Origin of the sequence: Komagataeibacter xylinus (assembly GCF_009834365.1) — a bacterium.
Lineage (GTDB): Bacteria > Pseudomonadota > Alphaproteobacteria > Acetobacterales > Acetobacteraceae > Komagataeibacter > Komagataeibacter xylinus_D.
The window spans coordinates 1,775,258-1,791,426 of sequence record NZ_CP041348.1; the positions used below are offsets into that span (position 1 = coordinate 1,775,258).

General features: G+C 66.9%; 15 protein-coding genes. 6 read left to right on the top strand and 9 right to left on the bottom strand.

The genetic code is table 11. From position 1 onward, the window contains the following. Positions 1–8: 8 nt before the first annotated feature. The 4 genes from FMA36_RS08525 to hrpB form a co-directional block, all read right to left on the bottom strand. On the bottom strand, positions 9–1,592 hold the full coding sequence (locus tag FMA36_RS08525; RefSeq protein ID WP_159261983.1) for a sensor histidine kinase: 1,584 nt from the start codon (positions 1,590–1,592) through the stop codon (positions 9–11). A gap of 129 nt (positions 1,593–1,721) precedes the next feature. Beyond that, entirely contained in the window at positions 1,722–2,402 is a 681-nt protein-coding gene (locus FMA36_RS08530) for a winged helix-turn-helix domain-containing protein (RefSeq protein WP_159263777.1), read from the bottom strand. A gap of 31 nt (positions 2,403–2,433) precedes the next feature. After that, on the bottom strand, positions 2,434–3,657 hold the full coding sequence (locus FMA36_RS08535; protein ID WP_159261984.1) for a S1C family serine protease: 1,224 nt from the start codon (positions 3,655–3,657) through the stop codon (positions 2,434–2,436). Between the two features lie 181 nt (positions 3,658–3,838). After that, entirely contained in the window at positions 3,839–6,397 is a 2,559-nt protein-coding gene (hrpB, locus tag FMA36_RS08540) for an ATP-dependent helicase HrpB (RefSeq protein WP_240906305.1), read from the bottom strand. A gap of 93 nt (positions 6,398–6,490) precedes the next feature. Here hrpB and FMA36_RS08545 point away from each other — a divergent pair, with 93 nt between their 5' ends. After that, positions 6,491–8,590 (top strand): protein-disulfide reductase DsbD family protein, encoded by a 2,100-nt coding sequence (locus FMA36_RS08545; RefSeq protein WP_159261985.1) that lies wholly within the window; start codon positions 6,491–6,493, stop codon positions 8,588–8,590. 75 nt (positions 8,591–8,665) lie between these two features. On the opposite strand, the gene FMA36_RS08550 is transcribed toward FMA36_RS08545, so the two are convergent. The 5 genes from FMA36_RS08550 to FMA36_RS08570 form a co-directional block, all read right to left on the bottom strand. Then, the gene (locus FMA36_RS08550) at positions 8,666–9,586 is read right to left on the bottom strand and encodes a hypothetical protein (protein ID WP_159261986.1); all 921 of its coding nucleotides are present in this window, start codon (positions 9,584–9,586) and stop codon (positions 8,666–8,668) included. Positions 9,587–9,678: 92 nt separating this feature from the next. Beyond that, entirely contained in the window at positions 9,679–10,659 is a 981-nt protein-coding gene (hslO, locus tag FMA36_RS08555) for an Hsp33 family molecular chaperone HslO (protein WP_159263780.1), read from the bottom strand. Positions 10,660–10,692: 33 nt separating this feature from the next. Then, positions 10,693–11,013 (bottom strand): hypothetical protein, encoded by a 321-nt coding sequence (locus FMA36_RS08560; protein WP_159261987.1) that lies wholly within the window; start codon positions 11,011–11,013, stop codon positions 10,693–10,695. After that, the gene (argF, locus tag FMA36_RS08565) at positions 11,010–11,996 is read right to left on the bottom strand and encodes an ornithine carbamoyltransferase (RefSeq protein WP_159261988.1); all 987 of its coding nucleotides are present in this window, start codon (positions 11,994–11,996) and stop codon (positions 11,010–11,012) included. Before argF ends, FMA36_RS08560 begins: the two co-directional genes overlap by 4 nt. Continuing rightward, entirely contained in the window at positions 11,993–13,198 is a 1,206-nt protein-coding gene (locus FMA36_RS08570; RefSeq protein ID WP_159261989.1) for an aspartate aminotransferase family protein, read from the bottom strand. The genes argF and FMA36_RS08570 overlap by 4 nt, the downstream gene beginning before the upstream one ends. A gap of 272 nt (positions 13,199–13,470) precedes the next feature. Between FMA36_RS08570 and FMA36_RS08575 the strand changes: the two genes are divergently transcribed. From FMA36_RS08575 to FMA36_RS08595, 5 genes are all read left to right on the top strand, one after another. After that, positions 13,471–14,112 carry a regulatory protein RecX gene (locus tag FMA36_RS08575; RefSeq protein ID WP_159261990.1) on the top strand — a complete coding sequence of 214 codons (642 nt, stop codon included), beginning with the start codon at positions 13,471–13,473 and terminating at the stop codon, positions 14,110–14,112. Next, complete coding sequence (locus tag FMA36_RS08580; RefSeq protein ID WP_159261991.1) at positions 14,109–14,570, top strand: CHAP domain-containing protein; 462 nt, start codon at positions 14,109–14,111, stop codon at positions 14,568–14,570. Before FMA36_RS08575 ends, FMA36_RS08580 begins: the two co-directional genes overlap by 4 nt. 130 nt (positions 14,571–14,700) lie before the next feature. Beyond that, the gene (locus FMA36_RS08585; protein ID WP_061273365.1) at positions 14,701–14,946 is read left to right on the top strand and encodes a twin-arginine translocase TatA/TatE family subunit; all 246 of its coding nucleotides are present in this window, start codon (positions 14,701–14,703) and stop codon (positions 14,944–14,946) included. Positions 14,947–14,984: 38 nt separating this feature from the next. Beyond that, complete coding sequence (locus FMA36_RS08590; RefSeq protein WP_159261992.1) at positions 14,985–15,608, top strand: methylthioribulose 1-phosphate dehydratase; 624 nt, start codon at positions 14,985–14,987, stop codon at positions 15,606–15,608. After that, the gene (locus tag FMA36_RS08595) at positions 15,605–16,147 is read left to right on the top strand and encodes a 1,2-dihydroxy-3-keto-5-methylthiopentene dioxygenase (protein ID WP_159261993.1); all 543 of its coding nucleotides are present in this window, start codon (positions 15,605–15,607) and stop codon (positions 16,145–16,147) included. The genes FMA36_RS08590 and FMA36_RS08595 overlap by 4 nt, the downstream gene beginning before the upstream one ends. Positions 16,148–16,169 lie beyond the last annotated feature (22 nt).

A 16,169-nucleotide genomic window follows, 5' to 3' on the forward strand; every position in this document is an offset into this window, starting at 1 on the left:
TCATCCTGTTACTCTACGCTACTGTTCGTGTCGTGCTGATGGGGTAAAGGTGACGTTTGAGTCATGCCTGATATGTGCGCGGATGAGGACAGATCCTCTTCCGCTTCAGTCAGGGCGCTTGCGGCTACGGGCAGGGCGAGCGAAACCGTAAGCCCCGGCGCATGCGAGGAGAGATGCATCTGCCCCCCATGCAGCTGCACGATGGCGCGGACCATCGACAGCCCCAGCCCCGAGCCGGGGGTGTGGCGGGCCTTTTCCGCACGGAAGAAGCGCTCGGTCGCGCGCGCCATGTCCGCCTCGCTCATGCCAATGCCCTCGTCACTGACCGAAAGGTCGAGCATGCCCTCGCCCGTGGGGCCGGCAAGGCGCCCTGGCGCGACCTCGCGCAAATGCGCGCGCAGATAAACCGTGCCGCCGGGGGGCGAGAATTTGATGGCGTTATCAAGCATGTTGGCCACCGCCTGTTGCACCAGCGAGCGGTCGCCGTAAAAGAACAGGCGCGCGGGCAGATCGAGGGCGAGGACAATGCCATGCTCTTCGGCCACGGCTTCATAAAGGTCGGCCACATCGCGCAGTACGGGCACGAGGTCAAAGGTCATGAACGCGGAGCGGCGCGCACCTGCCTCGATCTGGGCAATGCGCAGCAGCGCCTCGAACACGGCGGTCACGTTATCAAGGTCGCCCACCGCGCGGTCGATCGCGCCACGCAGTTCATCGGGCGTGCTGGCGTGGAGTGCGGCATCTTCAAGCTGGGTGCGCGCACGGGCGATGGGGGTGCGCAGGTCATGGGCAATGGCGTTGGAGACCTGCCGCACGCCATCCATCAGGCGCACGATCCGGTCGAGCATTTCATTGATGGCCTCGGCCACCTGGTCCATTTCGTCGCCATTGCCCACAAGCGGCATGCGGCGGCTCAGGTCGCCATGCGCAATGGCGGAGGTGGTGCGCGCCACGGTCTTGACCATGCGGCGGAAGATGCGGTGCACCAGCACCGCCCCGCTGATGGCCAGCAGCGTAACCATGACCCACGCCCACAGCAGCGAATCGGTCAGCAGATGGCGCAGGATGCCGCGCGCGCGCACATCACGCCCCACCAGCAGGCGATAGCCGCTATCAAGCTGGCCTTCCGTATGGGTCTGGGCCGTGCCGGGCAGGTTGTAGCCATGGAGCTGGGCCATGCCGCGCAGCCCCGCGCGGGTATCGGGCAGGTTGTACCACCGGTCGGTGTGCTCGACCTTGCTGGGCCAGGCGGAGACGTTGCCGGTCAGGTAATTGCCCTGCGGGTCGATGACCAGATAGATCGCGTCATCATCAAGGTTCTGTTCAAGCCGGTCCTCGATGGTCAGGGCCAGCGTGGGCAGGCCGCCCATGACCCAGCGCTCGGCCAGGCCGCGGGCATCGGCGTTGATGGCGGTTTCCACCTGGCGCTCAAGGAACCCGATCGTACCCCACCACATGAATGACATGAACAGGATGGAAGACAGCGCGAACATCGTGCCATAGGCCAGCGAAAAGCGCAGGCTGGCCGACCGCCACGCCCGCCAGCGCGAGCGGCGTGGCGGGCCGGGCGTGGAAAAGGCGGGCGTCGTCATGCCCCCCCGCGCAGCGGGCATCCACGCAGGCGCCTCCCTGCCGCCGGGGGGCGTGCCGTGCCGGGGGAGGCTGCCCCCTGCGCCGGACAGGGCACGCGGTTGCTCCCGCAGGGCGCTGCGGGTTGCCTGTTACTCGGCACGCAGCATGTACCCCGCATTGCGGATGGTATGGATGAGGGGCGCGCCGAAGGGCTTGTCCACCTTCTGGCGCAGGCGCGAGACATGCACGTCGATCACGTTGGTCTGCGGGTCGAAATGGTAGTCCCACACGCCCTCGAGCAGCATGGTGCGGGTCACGACCTGGCCTGCATGGCGGGCAAGGTATTCCAGCAGCCGGAATTCGCGTGGCTGGAGGTCGATCCTCTGCCCCCCCCGGCGCACCGTGCGCGAGAGCAGGTCGATCTCGAGATCGGCCACTTCCAGCTTGGTCTGGGGCGCGCTCTCGGTGCGGCCCCGGCGGCCAAGCGCCTCGACGCGGGCCAGCAGCTCGCTGAAGGCGAACGGCTTGGTCACGTAGTCATCGCCGCCTGCCTTGAGGCCCTGCACGCGGTCATCCACATCCGCCAGCGCCGAGAGCAGCAGCACGGGGGTGGTGTTGTTCTGCGCGCGAATGGTCTCGAGCAGGCGCACGCCGTCAATGCCGCCGGGCAGCATGCGGTCGAGTATGATCAGGTCGAACTTTTCGCTCACGGCCATGAACAGGCCGTCCTTGCCGTTATCGGTCATCTCGACCAGGTGGCCTGCTTCCTTCAGGCCCTTGGCCACGAAAGAGAGGACGGTGGGGTCATCTTCAACAACAAGAATATGCAAAATGGCCTCGTGTCGGTTGGGGCGGGGTCGGTCAGTCGTCCAGGTCTTCATCAGGGCGGTGGCTTACGCAGGCCTCCAGGCTCATGGTATCGTGGCGACGGCGGATGTGCAGCGTTACGGTGGAATGAGGCCGCTTTGCCGCGATCGAGCGGATCAGCATCCGCGCGGTGTCGATCGGCTCGTCATTGACCGCCGTAATGACATCGCCAATGCGCAGGTGCGCCTTCATGGCCGGGCCATCACGGTCGATTCCCACGATCTGCACGCCGCCATGCCCTGCGCCGTCGGCCAGTGTAACACCAAGCCAGCCACGGTCTATATGCCCGTTCTGGCGCAGTTCCTCCACAATCGGCGCCACGATCTCCGATGGCAGGCCAAAGCCTATGCCCACCGAGCCGCCGGTGGGCGAGACGATGGCCGTGTTCACCGCCACCACCTGCCCGCCCAGATTGAAGGACGGCCCGCCGGAATTGCCGGGGTTGATGGGCGCGTCGATCTGGAAAAAGTCATCGAAGGGGCTGGTGCCGATATCACGCCCGCGCGCCGATACGATGCCTGCCGTAACACTCGAGCCCAGTCCGAACGGGTTGCCCGCAGCCATGATCCAGTCACCGATATTGACCAGCCTGCTGTCGCCCCACGGCACGAAGGGCATGGGGTGGGGCGCATGGATCTGGATCACCGCGATATCGGTCAGGTCATCGCTGCCCACGAGGCGGGCCGGGAACTCGGTGCCATCGGAGAGCGAGACGGTAATCTGGTCAGCACCGCCCACCACATGCGCGTTGGTTACGATCACGCCGCCGGGGTCGATCAGGAAGCCCGAGCCCGCGCCCAGCATTTCCTCGCCATGGGCGCGCATGCGCTCGCGGAATTTATGCTCGAACGGCGTGCCCTTCACGCTTGGCGGCAGGGGCTGGCGGGCAGCGGCCTGATGGCTGTCCTGCGCCTGTGATACGGCGATGTTCACCACCGCAGGCCCAACCTGGCGCACGAGCGGTGCGAAGGTCAGCGGCCCGGTCTGCACCACAGGCGGCACTGGGGGCGCAAACAGCGAGGGGCTGGCAGGCACGGTGGATGCGGGTGCCGCCACCACATCCTGCGCAAGCGCCTCCGTGCCCGCGCCGGTCATGCCCAGCAGCAGGACCGGTAGCAGGCGTGATGCCGGACGGGCCGTGGCGATCCATGTCATGCCGGGAGGCGGGAGAATGCGTTCATGATGAAGCATGTTATCCGAAAAAAGCGGCAATGCCATGTCTGCATGGCATGGTAGGGCCAGATGCATGCGTTTTTGGAGGTTGTATAAAAAGCCTGCGCAACACTGCTTGAAAGCCGTAAGACGTTTTTGGGGAAGCTTTTTTCAAAAAGCGTCGAAACAATACCGCTTTTTTGAAACAGGGGAGCACCCGAAACCTTTTATTATTTTAATCTGATTCCTACGCGCCCCGGCGCGGGCGGGGTGGTGGCGGGCTGGCTGTTGCCGGGTTTTCGGGCCAGTCATGGCGGGGGTAGCGTCCGCGCATGTCGCGCCGCATGTCGGCCCACGACCCGGCCCAGAACCCGGCAAGGTCCGCCGTGATCGCCTGCGGCCTGCCCGCGGGCGAGAGCAGGGCGATACGCAGGTCGAGCCTGCCATCGGCCAGGCGCGGGGTCTGGGTCACGCCATAGAAGGTCTGGGCGCGGGCGGCTGCCACCGGCACGGGTTGCAGGTAATCGATCGCGGCACGGCCACCGGGCAGGTCAAGATGGGTGGGCAGCATGCGGTCCAGCCATTTCAGGCTGGCATGGTCCATGGTGGCGCGCAGCATGGCCAGCAGGTCCATCTCCGCCAGCGCCGAAAGCCGGTTCACCCCGGCCAGCCAAGGGGCAAGCCATGTTTCGGTGGTGGTGGCGAGTGCTGCATCCGACAGGTCAGGCAGGTCCGGGCGGTCAAGCTGCGTGCGGGCGGTCTCCACCCGTGCCTGAAGCTGGCGGCACGCATCGGACCATGTCAGCGTGGCGGCAAGGTTCTGAGCCGCCTGTGCGCACAGCAGACTGCAGACCTCATCGGCGCTGGCGGTGACCGTGCGGTCACGCAGCACGAGGTTGCCCAGCCGTAGCCTGCGCCGGGCCAGCACGCTGCCCGTGGTGGTGTCGAGCGTGGTTTCCACCTGTTCCTTTGCCCGCGCCAGCAGGGTCTGGGGCAGGTTGTCGCGCTCCAGCGGGGCGGCAAGGCAGATCTCGGCCGCCTTGCGCACATGCATGCCCGCCACCGCCAGCAGGGTGCTGCGCGCCAGTTCATCGGTCTTGGAAAGCCGGGCGCTGCCCCCGCCTGCCAGCCGGAAGGAACCGACATCGCCCCGCGCCTGCGCCACCCGGTCGGGGAAGGCTGCGGCAATCAGGGCGGCAGGGTCGCCCGTGGCCTCGATATCGCGGCCCAGCCCCAGCCGCCTGCGATACTGCCGGGCGGCGTGGCGGATGCGCGAGAGCGCAGCCCGGTCGGCATCGGGGTGGTCGCCGCCCGCAATCAGGTCAAGGCGCAGGCGGATATCGGCAGGTGCTGCGGGTGGGGCGCCCCGGCTGCCGCCTGCGGGGCGACGGGGGCGCAGCGGGTCGCGTTCCTCCAGCAGGGCGGCGATATCGGCGGCCATGGCGCGTTCGGCGGGCGTGCGGGCGGCCAGCATCATGGCGGCAAGGCGGGGATGCGCGCCCAGGGCGGCCATGCGCGTGCCCTCACGGGTGATGCGGCCTTCCTCGTCAAGCGCGCCGAGGGCCTCAAGCAGGCTGCGCCCGGCCTCGAACGCGCCATTGGGGGGCGTATCGGGGAAGGGGAGATCGGCAGGCTCCGTGCCCATCGCTTCCTGCCAGGCAGCGGCATCGAGCCGCAGGCCGGTCAGTTCGGCCTCCATCATTTCCGGCTGGTCGTGTGGCGGCATGGCGCGGCTGGTCATCTCTGTCCAGAGCCGGATGGCAATGCCGGGTGCTACACGGCCCGCGCGGCCCGCGCGTTGCTGGGCGGCGGCGCGCGAGATGCGCACCGTATCGAGTCGCGTCAGCCCCGTGCCCACATCCAGCCTTGGCACGCGGCGGAACCCGCCATCGACCACAATGCGCACGCCCGGCACGGTGAGCGAGGTCTCGGCAATGGAGGTGGACAGGATCACCCGCCTGCGCCCGGCGGACTGCGGTGTAAGGGCCAGGTCCTGCTCGGCGGGGGGGAGTTCGCCATAAAGCGGCAGCACATCGGCATCGATGCCCGCAAGGGCGGTGCGCGTGCGGTGGATCTCGGCCACGCCGGGCAGGAAGGCCAGCACATCGCCTTCATCCTGCGCAATGGCGGTTCGGATGGCGGCGGCCATGGCATCGGGCAGGTCGCGGCGGTGCACGAGGTCACGCGTGGCGTGGCGGATCTCCACGGGGAACATCCGGCCTTCGCTTTCCACCCGCTCGGCATTCATGCGGGTGGCGAGGGCTGCACCATCCATGGTGGCGGACATGGCCACCAGCCTGAGTTCCGGCCGCAGGCTGCGCTGCAGGTCGAGGCAGAAGGCGAGTGCTGCATCGGCATCGACCGAGCGTTCATGAATTTCATCAAAGATCACGCAGGCCACGCCATCAAGCGTGGGGTCGGATAGCAGGCGGCGCACCAGCAGCCCCTCGGTAATCACCTCGATGCGCGTGCGCTCCGAGCCCGCACCATCAAGCCGGGTGCGGTAGCCCACCAGCCCGCCAACCGGCTCACCCACCAGTTCCGCCATGCGGGTGGCAGCCGCCCGCGTAGCCAGCCTGCGCGGCTCAAGCATGAGGATGCGCCCATCGCCGCGCCATGGCGCATCAAGCAGGGCAAGCGGCACCAGCGTGGTCTTGCCCGCACCTGGTGGTGCGACCAGAACGGCGTTGGATGTGCGTGCCAGCGCCGCCTGAAGGGCGGGCAGGGCCTGAGCTGCGGGCAGGGCGGCGGCGTTCTGGGCCACAAGGGCATGCAGCCGGTTTTGCAAGGTCGGGTCGAAAGCCATATCTTCATCTTATGGCGTCGGGCATGGTGGCGGGGCAATCCTTGCCGTGATGCGTGACTGCGTTTTTCCTTATCCCCGTTTTCTGGTGGAGTAATGTCCGTGCCCTTTCTGTGGCTTGTGTCGATCCTGTGCATGCTGGTCACTGCTCTGCCTGCTGCCCGCGCCGCCCAGAGCGACCCCGTAACCTCGCCCCGCGCCACCGCCACGCTGGTCACGGATGATGACACCTACAGCCCCGGCCGCGCCCTGCATGTGGGGCTGCGCCTGCAACTCGCCCCCGGCTGGCACACCTACTGGCTCAACCCCGGTGATGCGGGCGCTGCGCCCACCCTTGTGGTGAACGCGCAGGGCGGGGCCACAGGTCAGGCCAGCACCATTGAATGGCCCACGCCGCGCGTACTGCATGACGGGCCGCTGACATCCTACGCCTATACCGGCGATGTGCTGCTGCCTGTCACCCTCACCCCCGTGGCGGGCGATGGCGACGGCCCGCTCACGCTCAACGCCGTGGCGGATTGGCTGGTCTGTGCCGAGGTGTGCGTGCCCGAGCATGGTACGTTCAGCCTGAGCCTGCCGCGTGGAACATCTCTTCCTTCGGCTCAGGCGCCCGCCTTTGCGCAGGCCGCAGCGGCCCGGCCCGTGGCCTCGCCGTTTGAGGCAAAGGTCTCGCCAGACGGGATCATGCAGTTGCGTGGGCGCGAACTCTCGGCTGACAGTGTGCACGAGGCCTGGTTCATGCCCGAGGTAGCGGGCGCGATTGATCACGATGCCCCTCAGGCGGTGACGGTGCGCGATGGCGTGGTGCAGCTTGCGCTCCATCCGGGGCCGGAATTCCATGGGGGCGCCAACCTGTCCGGCATTGTGGTGCTGCGTGACGGCATGGGGCGTGAGCGCGGGCTGCAGGTCAGGCCGGTGCCGGGGGCGGTGGTGGCCCTTGCCGCTCCGGTGGCGGCAACGACGGCACGCGCCAATGTAGGGGTGCTGCTGCTCATGGCGTTTGCAGGCGGCGTGATCCTGAACCTCATGCCCTGCGTCTTTCCCGTGCTGGCCATGAAGATCCTCGCTCTTGAGCGCATGGCGCGCGGGGCGCGGGGGACGGCGCTGGCAGGGGCTGCGGCTTATGGCGCGGGTGTGGTCGTATCCTTTGTCGCACTTGGCGGCGTTATTGCGGCTTTAAGGGTGGCAGGACACCAGGCGGGGTGGGGGTTTCAGTTCCAGTCCGTAGGGTTCGTGACCGTTATCTGCCTGCTGCTGTTTGCCGTGGCCCTCAATCTGCTGGGCGTGTTTACCATCGGGCTGCGGCTGATGGGGGTGGGGGGCAACCTGCCCGCCCATGCCGGTGATTTCCTGACCGGCGTGCTGGCCGTGGTGCTGGCCTCGCCGTGCACGGCGCCGTTCATGGGGGCCGCGGTGGCAGCCGCGCTTGCGGCCTCGCCCGTGATCGGAGTGGTGGTCTTTGCCGCCTTGGGGCTGGGGCTGGCAGCACCTTATCTTGTGCTGGCCGCCATGCCGGGCCTGCTGGCGTGGCTGCCCAAGCCAGGCAAATGGATGGAAACGGTGCGCAACCTGCTGGCCCTGCCGGTGCTGGCAACCTGCGTGTGGCTGGGATGGGTTGCGAAGCTGGAAGGCGGCATGGATGCCCTTGCTGTGCTGGGCGCAGGGCTGGTGCTGGTGGCCATTGGCTGCTGGAGCCTGCGGCGCGCCAACCATCTTGACCTGCGCGATGCCATGGAGGGGCGCGCCGGGGTGTACCGCGCGGTGGCGACATTGAGCCTGTTGGCGGCATTCGTGGGGGGGGCTGTGCTGCCGCCCGCCACGCTGCATGACCGGGGGGCAGCGCGCGTGGCCGATGGCAGTTCGGCCTATTCACCCACCCGCCTGGCTGAATTGCGGCGGCAGGGAAGACCCGTATTTGTGGACATGACGGCGGCGTGGTGCATCTCATGCCTGGTCAATGAGCGTGTGGCCCTGTCGAGCCAGAGCGTGCAGGCGGCTTTTGCCAAGCGCGGCATTGTGTACATGAAAGGTGACTGGACCCTGCGTGATGCGGCCATTACCGCCTTCCTGCAGGCGCATGGGCGCGATGGGGTGCCGTTTTACGCCTACTATCCCGCGCATGGGGAGGAAGTGATCCTGCCTGAAATCCTGACCCCGGCCATCGTGCTGGAAATGACCGCGCCTGCGGGTAGATAACCCGCGAAGGCAGGAGAGATAAAAGAACGCCGACTTTTTTGAAAAAAGGCGGCGCCCGGAAACTCTTGTCCCTGCTTACTGGCCCGTGCTGCCCGGCAGGGTCAGGTTGCCCGGTTGTGGTGAGCGCATCTGCGGGGTCGGGGCTGCGGTATCGCTACCTTCGGAGGAATATCCTTCCGGGAAGATCGCGTCCGGTTCTTCATGGATGGCCTTGGCCCGCGCGGGTGTGGGTGCTGCTGCCGGAGCGGTCGCGGCCTCCGGGTGGTCATCGGTCGGGCCGCCGCCAATGGTCATGGTATCTGCCCCGGTGGCGGGGCCGGCGGGGGTGGTGGTGGTGACGGCAGGCGTGTCGCCATCAAGCGGCTGGGCAGCCACGCTGCCCGGTGCCTGCGGCGTGACCAGCCAGTTGCCCAGATTGGCGCGGATCTGGTTTCCCAGCTCCTGGTTCATGTCCTGCAACATGAGGTTGGTCAGGGTGTTCAGGTTCTGGGGCGTGTCGCTGTTGCCATGCTTTTTCTGGGGGTCGAACGAGCGGGTGACCTGGGCCACGGCATAGCCGGTGCGGCGGCCATCGGCGGAGGTTACGTCCAGATGCACGTTCAACTGCCCATCAAGGATGCCGCCCGGCTCATGCAGGATGGAAACCCGGTCGATGGTAAACGTGCCGCTACCCCCGCTGCCTGCGGCCAGCAGCCGGTCATGCGCCAGTTGCTTGAGCAGGTCATCAGGCGGGTTGGGCGCGCGGCCCGACAGGTCGCCCGGCACCAGCCCCGGCCCGCCCCGGTCCACCACCGATATGGTGGCCACATTCAGGCTCAGCGGCGGCTCATCGCCATATTGCGGCCCGGCAAAGGTGGTCGGCTCGTCATGGTGGTGGCGGCTGTAGGCAGGCGCGCTGACAGCCGTCAGTGCAATCAGGGGCAGGCCTGCGGCCAGCACCACGCGCAGGCTGCGGCGTAACGACAAGGAGCTAAGCGGCGAACGGTTCGGTCGCATGGATATATCCCGATAACGGCTGGCGCACCCGGCGCGGTCGGTCGATCAGGAGTGTGATCGTGCCATGTCCCGCGCCGGGCGCATAGGGGCTGTCAGGCGGTCTTGCCGCTGATCTCGCTGCGCTGGAAGTGGAAGTCATGGTTGCAGAACTGGCAGTTCATGGTGATCGTGCCGTCCTTGGCCATGTGGTCAAGGTCATCGAGCGGAAAGGTTTCCAGCAGGCTCGACAGCCGCGCACGCGAGCAGCGGCAGCCAAAGGCCAGTGCGCGGGGCTGGCCCGTAATCAGCCCTTCGGCATGGAACAGGCGGTACAGCAGGTCGGCCGAGCCAAGCCGGTCATCGAGCACTTCGCGCGCGGTAAGCGTGGTGGCAAGCGTGATGGCGGTCTCCCACGCATCATCGCCTTCCTCGGGGGTGATATCGGCTTCAATGCCGCCGCCCATGGCGATCTTTTCCATCACCAGCGCGCCCGCGCGCCAGCCAGCTTCCGTTTTGTCACAGAACAGCTTGACCCAGCAGGCATGCTGCTCGGAGGTGGCGAAGTAATGCGCCGCCATCTCCGACAGGCTCTCCCCGCTGATCTCGACAATGCCCTGATGGATGTCGGTATCAGGCCCCTGGTCCACGCTGAAGGCAATGTAGCCCTTGCCCAGCAGGTCGCTCGCGGTGGGGTTGGGGTTGGTCTTGAGCAGTTCGGCCACCGCCTCATCATCCGAGCGGGCATGAAAGCGCAGCGCGCCCGCATCGGTGCAGTCGGCCAGCAGCAGGCTCAGCGGTCCGTCGCCCTTGGCCTGCAGCGAGAAAGACCCCTGAAACTTGAGCGCCGAGGCCAGGGCCGCGACGAGTGCGAGCGCCTCGCCCGCAAGCCTGAGCACGCAGTCGGGGTTGTCGTGGCGGGTCAGCAGCGTGTCGGTCAGCACGCCCGGCCGCACGAGGCGGCCGCGCACGGGCCGGTTATCGAGATAGAACGGCACCACGCCCTGCGGCACGACCAGATCGGGTGTGTCGGGGCGGCTGGTGTCGAGAAAGGCGGGGGAGGAAATATTGGAGGTCATGGCACAAACCCGCTTCATCACGCCCCGCCATTGCAGCAGGGCGCTGGGAAATCAGAGGTTGGCGGTAATATCCGCCTCCAGCGCGGCAAGGCGCTGGTCGAGGTCTTTAAGCCCGGCGGCGGGCAGCAGGCCCGCGTTTTCTACCGCGCTGAGGGCCTGCTGGCGGCATCGGTCATGTTCCATGTCCAGGTCCTGCGTGCGGCCCGCACCGGCAAGGCAGTCCAGATAGGCATCGCGGATGGTGTCAAGCCGCGCGTCATGCACCGGCAGGGCGGCAAAAATGTCGCGCGCGCTCTTTTCCGCCCAGCCGGGCACCTCGGGTGTCTCTTCGGTGCCGGTGGGCAGGGCAGGCTGTTCGGCGGGGCCGGTCATGCGGTGGGTTCCTTTCCATATTGCTGCCAGTCCGCGCCACACAGCGCCCAGACCAGAATGCCCTTTTGCGCGTGCAGGCGGTTCTCCGCCTCATCGAACACGACGGAGCGCGGGCCTTCAAACACGTCTTCGGTCACTTCTTCCCCGATATGGGCAGGCAGGCAGTGCAGGAAAAGGGCATCGGGGGCAGCATGCGCCATCAGCGCCGCATCAACCCGGTAGGGCTCGAACGCGCTCACCCGCTGGTCGGATGCCTTGTCGGACATGCTGACCCAGGTATCGGTAATGATCGCATCAGCGCCTTTTACCGCGGCAACTGGGTCGGTCGTGACCGTGATGTCGCCGCCATGCGCGCGCGCCCAGGCAACCGCTGCAACCGAGGGTGCATGGGTTGGCGGCGTTGCCAGCCGCAGGCTGAAGCCGAACAGGGCGGCGGCCTCGATGAAGGAGGTGGCGACATTGTTGCCATCACCCACCCAGGCCAGCGTACGGCCCCTGATCGGGCCGCGATGTTCCTCGAACGTCATGATGTCGGCCATGATCTGCACGGGGTGCGAATCCGGCGTCAGGCCGTTGATGACCGGCACGCTGCTCCACCGCGCCAGTTCGCGCAGGTTCTCGGTCCTGCCGGTGCGCAGCACGATGGCATCGACAAAGCGCGACAGCACGCGGGCCGTATCGGCAATGCTCTCGCCGCGTCCGAGCTGCATGTCGGATGGCGCCAGCAGCACCACGTTGCCGCCAAGCTGCTGCATGCCCACTTCAAACGAAACACGCGTGCGCGTGGAGGGCTTGGAGAGCATCAGCCCCAGCGCGCGGCCGCGCAGCGGCAGGGCGGGGTGCATGGGGCGCGCCCTGTGGTCCTGCATGCGCTTGATGCCGCTGGCTACGTCGAGGATGGCGCGCAGCGTTGCGGCATCTATTTCCTTGAGGTCAAGGAAATGACGGGGCGTGACATGGGTGGGGGTGCGCAGCGCGTTCATGCCACATTCTCCGCATTGGTGGCCGCGAGGTGGGCATGCACGCGCGCAGCCGCCCGGTCCAGCATGGACAGGGCCTCGGCGCAGTCGGCCTCGGTCACGGTCAGGGGGGGGAGCAGGCGCAGCACGTTGTCGCCCGCCGTTACGCACAGCATGCCTTCGCCCACGGCCGCATTCTGCACCAGCGCTACGTCGGGCCTGCATTTCAGGCCAATGAGCAGCCCGAGGCCGCGATGGGCGGTGAAAATGTCGGGATGGGTTGCGATCAGCCGGTCGAAGCCTGCGTCAAGCTGTGCCGCGTGCGCGCGCACGCCTTCAAGGAAGCCGGGGGCGAGGATGATGTCGAGCACCGCGTTGGCGGCGGCACAGGCCAGCGGGCTGCCGCCAAAGGTGGTGCCGTGGCTGCCCGGTGTCATGTGCTTTGCAATGGTCTCGGTCGTCAGCACTGCCCCCATGGGGAAGCCGCCCGCAATGCCCTTGGCGGTGGACAGGATATCGGGCGTGATGTCCGACCATTCATAGGCGAACAGGCGGCCGGTCCGGCCCATGCCGCACTGCACCTCGTCCACGCCCAGGAACAGGCCATATTCATCGCACGCCGCCCGCAGTTCGCGCATGAAGCGCGGGTCGGCGACATGGATACCGCTCTCGCCCTGCACCGGCTCGATCATGATGCCAGCCGTCTCGGCGCAGATGGCGTCGCGCACGGCGTTCATGTTGTTGAGCGGTACGTGGTCGAAGCCTTCCACCCGGGGGCCGAAGCCATCAAGGTATTTGGCGTTGCCGGTAGCCGACAGGGTCGCCAGCGTGCGCCCGTGAAAGGCGCCGTTGAAGCAGATGATGCGCGTGCGCTCGGGATGGCCGGACTTGGCCTGCGCGCGGCGGATCATCTTGATCATGCCTTCATTGGCTTCCGCACCCGAATTGCAGAAGAAGGCACTGTCGGCAAAGCTGTTGGCAACCAGCCGCTCGGCCAGCTGCTCGGCCTGCGGCACGCGATACAGGTTGGAGACATGCATGACGCGCTGCGCCTGCTGCGCGATGGCCTGCACCAGATGCGGGTTGTTGTGCCCGACCGAGGAGGTAGCGATGCCGGAACCGAAATCGAGGAATCGTCGCCCGTCCACCGTGTACAGCCAGGCACCTTCGCCACGCTCGAAAGCGAGGTCGGCGCGATTGTAATTCGGCATCAGGGCGGAAATCATGGAATGGCCTTGCGATTTCGGTTCAAAGAAAAAAAGAATGATGGTCCAGAAACGAAAACAACCCACCGCTCGGGGTGGGCCTCTTTTCGGTCCTGCTTTTTCCAGGCCGCCTGCGGGAGCTTTGCCCACCGCGCCCGGAGCCGGAAAAGCGGAAGAATATGGCGCACGGGGGCGAAATGCAACCTTCCGCGCCATTTCCACCCCGCGTTGTGGCCATGCCTGCCATACTGGCATAGGCGCGCGGGGGCTGATTGTGGCACACTGCGCGCATCATGGTGGCCCGTCCTTCCCGTTCTGCACCCCGCCCGCTGCCGCCAGCGCCCGATGGTGCTGCGCTGCGCGCGGTCGCACTGGCCTATCTGGCCCGCTTCTCGGCCACGCGGGCAGGGGTGACGCGGGTGCTGACCCGCCATGTCGACCGCTGGGCGCGTCGCGCGGTTGATGGCGGGATGGACGCCGATGAGGCCGCGCGCAGTGTGCAGCCCGCCCGCGTGCTGATCGAACGCATCGTGGCCGATATGGAAGGGCTGGGTGCGGTGGATGATGCCCGCTTTGCGGAATTCCGGGCCCGTTCCCTGGCGCGGGCCGGGCGCTCGCGCCGCATGGTTGCGGCCCATCTGAGCGCGCGCGGCGTGGATGAAGCGACGGCAGGAGTGGCGGTGGAGGAAGCGCTGGGCGCGCGTGATGGCGAGGGGCGCGAGACCGAACTGGCTGCGGCTCTCGTGTTCATCCGCAAGCGCCGGGCGGGGCCTTTCCTGCGGGCCGATGCCGATGAGGCCGAGGCCGCCCTGCGCGACCGCCGTGCGATGGATGCCATGGCGCGCGCGGGCTTTACGCGCGATACGGCGCGCACGGCGCTGGATATGGACCGTGACGAGGCGGAGGACAGGATCATGCGTATGAGGATGGCGTGAGGCGCGTGCTGGCGCAGGCGGCAGGGGGGCTTGCGCTCCTGTCGCTTGCGGCGTGCGCGGGGGGCAGCGGGCAGGGATGGCATGGAGCGGTACAGTGCGCGCCCTATGCGCGGCAGGTCACGCATGTGCAGTTGCGCGGCGATGCGGCCTCATGGTGGGGGCAGGCGCAGGGACATTACCCCCGCACGCATGTGCCCCGCACCGGGGCGGTGCTGGTGTTCAGGGCGACGGGCCGCCTGCCTGATGGGCATGTCTCGGTCGTGCAGCAGGTGCGCGGCCCGCGTGAGGTACTGGTGGACCAGGCCAACTGGGTGCCAGGAAGGGTAGGTCACGGCGAGCCGGTGGTCGATGTATCGGGGCGCAATGACTGGTCGCAGGTCAAGGTCTGGTGGTCCCCCATTCACGCGATGGGCAAAACCGTCTATCCTGCCTATGGGTTCATCCTGCCACGGGGCTGAGTGGCGTGAGGCAGGGGAGCTTGCATATCATGCGCTCTCCCCTCACATAGGCGGGGAGGGCAGGCCGCTTCCATACAGGAGCGGTGGCCAACACGGCATTTTGCGTCATGGACGCGGATCGAGGGATGCGATGGGTAGCTTGAGCTGGGGACATTGGCTGATCGTACTGGCAGTGGTGCTGGTACTGTTTGGCGGCGGCGGCAAGATCAGTTCGCTCATGGGTGACATGGCGCGCGGGATCAAGTCATTCAAGAAGAACATGGCCGATGACGAGCCGCACGAGCCCGTTGCCTCCGGTCACATCCAGGGGCCGGGCAAGGAAAAGGATGCAACCTTTACCGAAGCGCCGCAGCCTTCCACCAATAACGTGAAATGACGCGGCTTTCCGATCGCGCGGGCGGACCGCGTTAAATCATGACGCAGTCCGTTTTTCCCGCAGGGGCCTATTGCCGCGCGGTGGAGCGCATCATCGCCGCGGGCCAGCGCATGGACCGCTTTGGCTGGGTGCCCGCCACGGCAGGCAACATCAGCATCCGCCTGCCTGATGGCAACCTCGCCATCACGCGCTCGGGTGGCCACAAGGGGCTGCTCGGGCCGGATGGGGTGATCTGTGTCGATGCCCATGGCCGCCCGCTTGCCGCAGGCGACCGGCCCAGCGCCGAAACACTGCTGCACTGCCAGGTCTATGCGCATGACCCGGCAGCAGGTGCCGTGCTTCATGGCCACTCCGTTGCCTCCACCGTGCTGTCGATGGCAGGAGGCGACGCCCTCGTGCTTGAAGGTTACGAGGTGCAGAAGGTCTTTGCCGGGCAGAACACGCATGCCGCCCACGTAACGGTGCCCATATTCGACAATGATCAGGACATCACACGCCTCTCGCGCGTGGTGGCCCCGCATCTTGATGGCATGCGCGCGGGCTACATCATCCGTGGGCACGGGGTTTATGTGTGGGGGGCTGACATGGACATGGCCCTTGCGCGGCTGGAGGGGCTTGAATTCCTGCTTGCCTGCGAACTCGAGAGGAGGAAGCTCGCATGAGCCGCCTGAACGTTTTTGCCGACAACAATCCCGGCACGCCCATCATTCACCTGACCGACCCCGCCCGCATCGCCGCCGAGCTTGCGCCCATTGGCGTGCGCTTCGAGCAGTGGAACAGCCCGGTCACCCCCGACCGTGCAGCCCCCGAGGCCGAGGTGCTGGCCGCTTACCGCCCCTATCTTGACCAGCTTATGGGCGAGACGGGAGCCGGTTCCGCCGATGTGCTGCGCGTTGGCCCCGACACGCAGGGCTGGGCGGAAGCGAGGCGCAAATTCCTGTCCGAGCACACCCATGGCGAGGACGAGGTGCGGTTTTTCGTGCATGGGCAGGGTGATTTCATCCTGCATGTGAATGGCCGCGTGTATGACGTGCGCTGCACGGCGGGCGACCTGATCTCGGTGCCCGCAGGCACGCCGCACTGGTTTGATGGCGGCGAGACGCCCGATTTCGTAACGCTGCGCATCTTCACCAACCCTGATGGCTGGATCGCGCGCTATACCGGCAGTGACATCGCAGCCAGCTTCCCCGCTGAAGCCTGAGCCGCACCGAAGGAGAACAAGA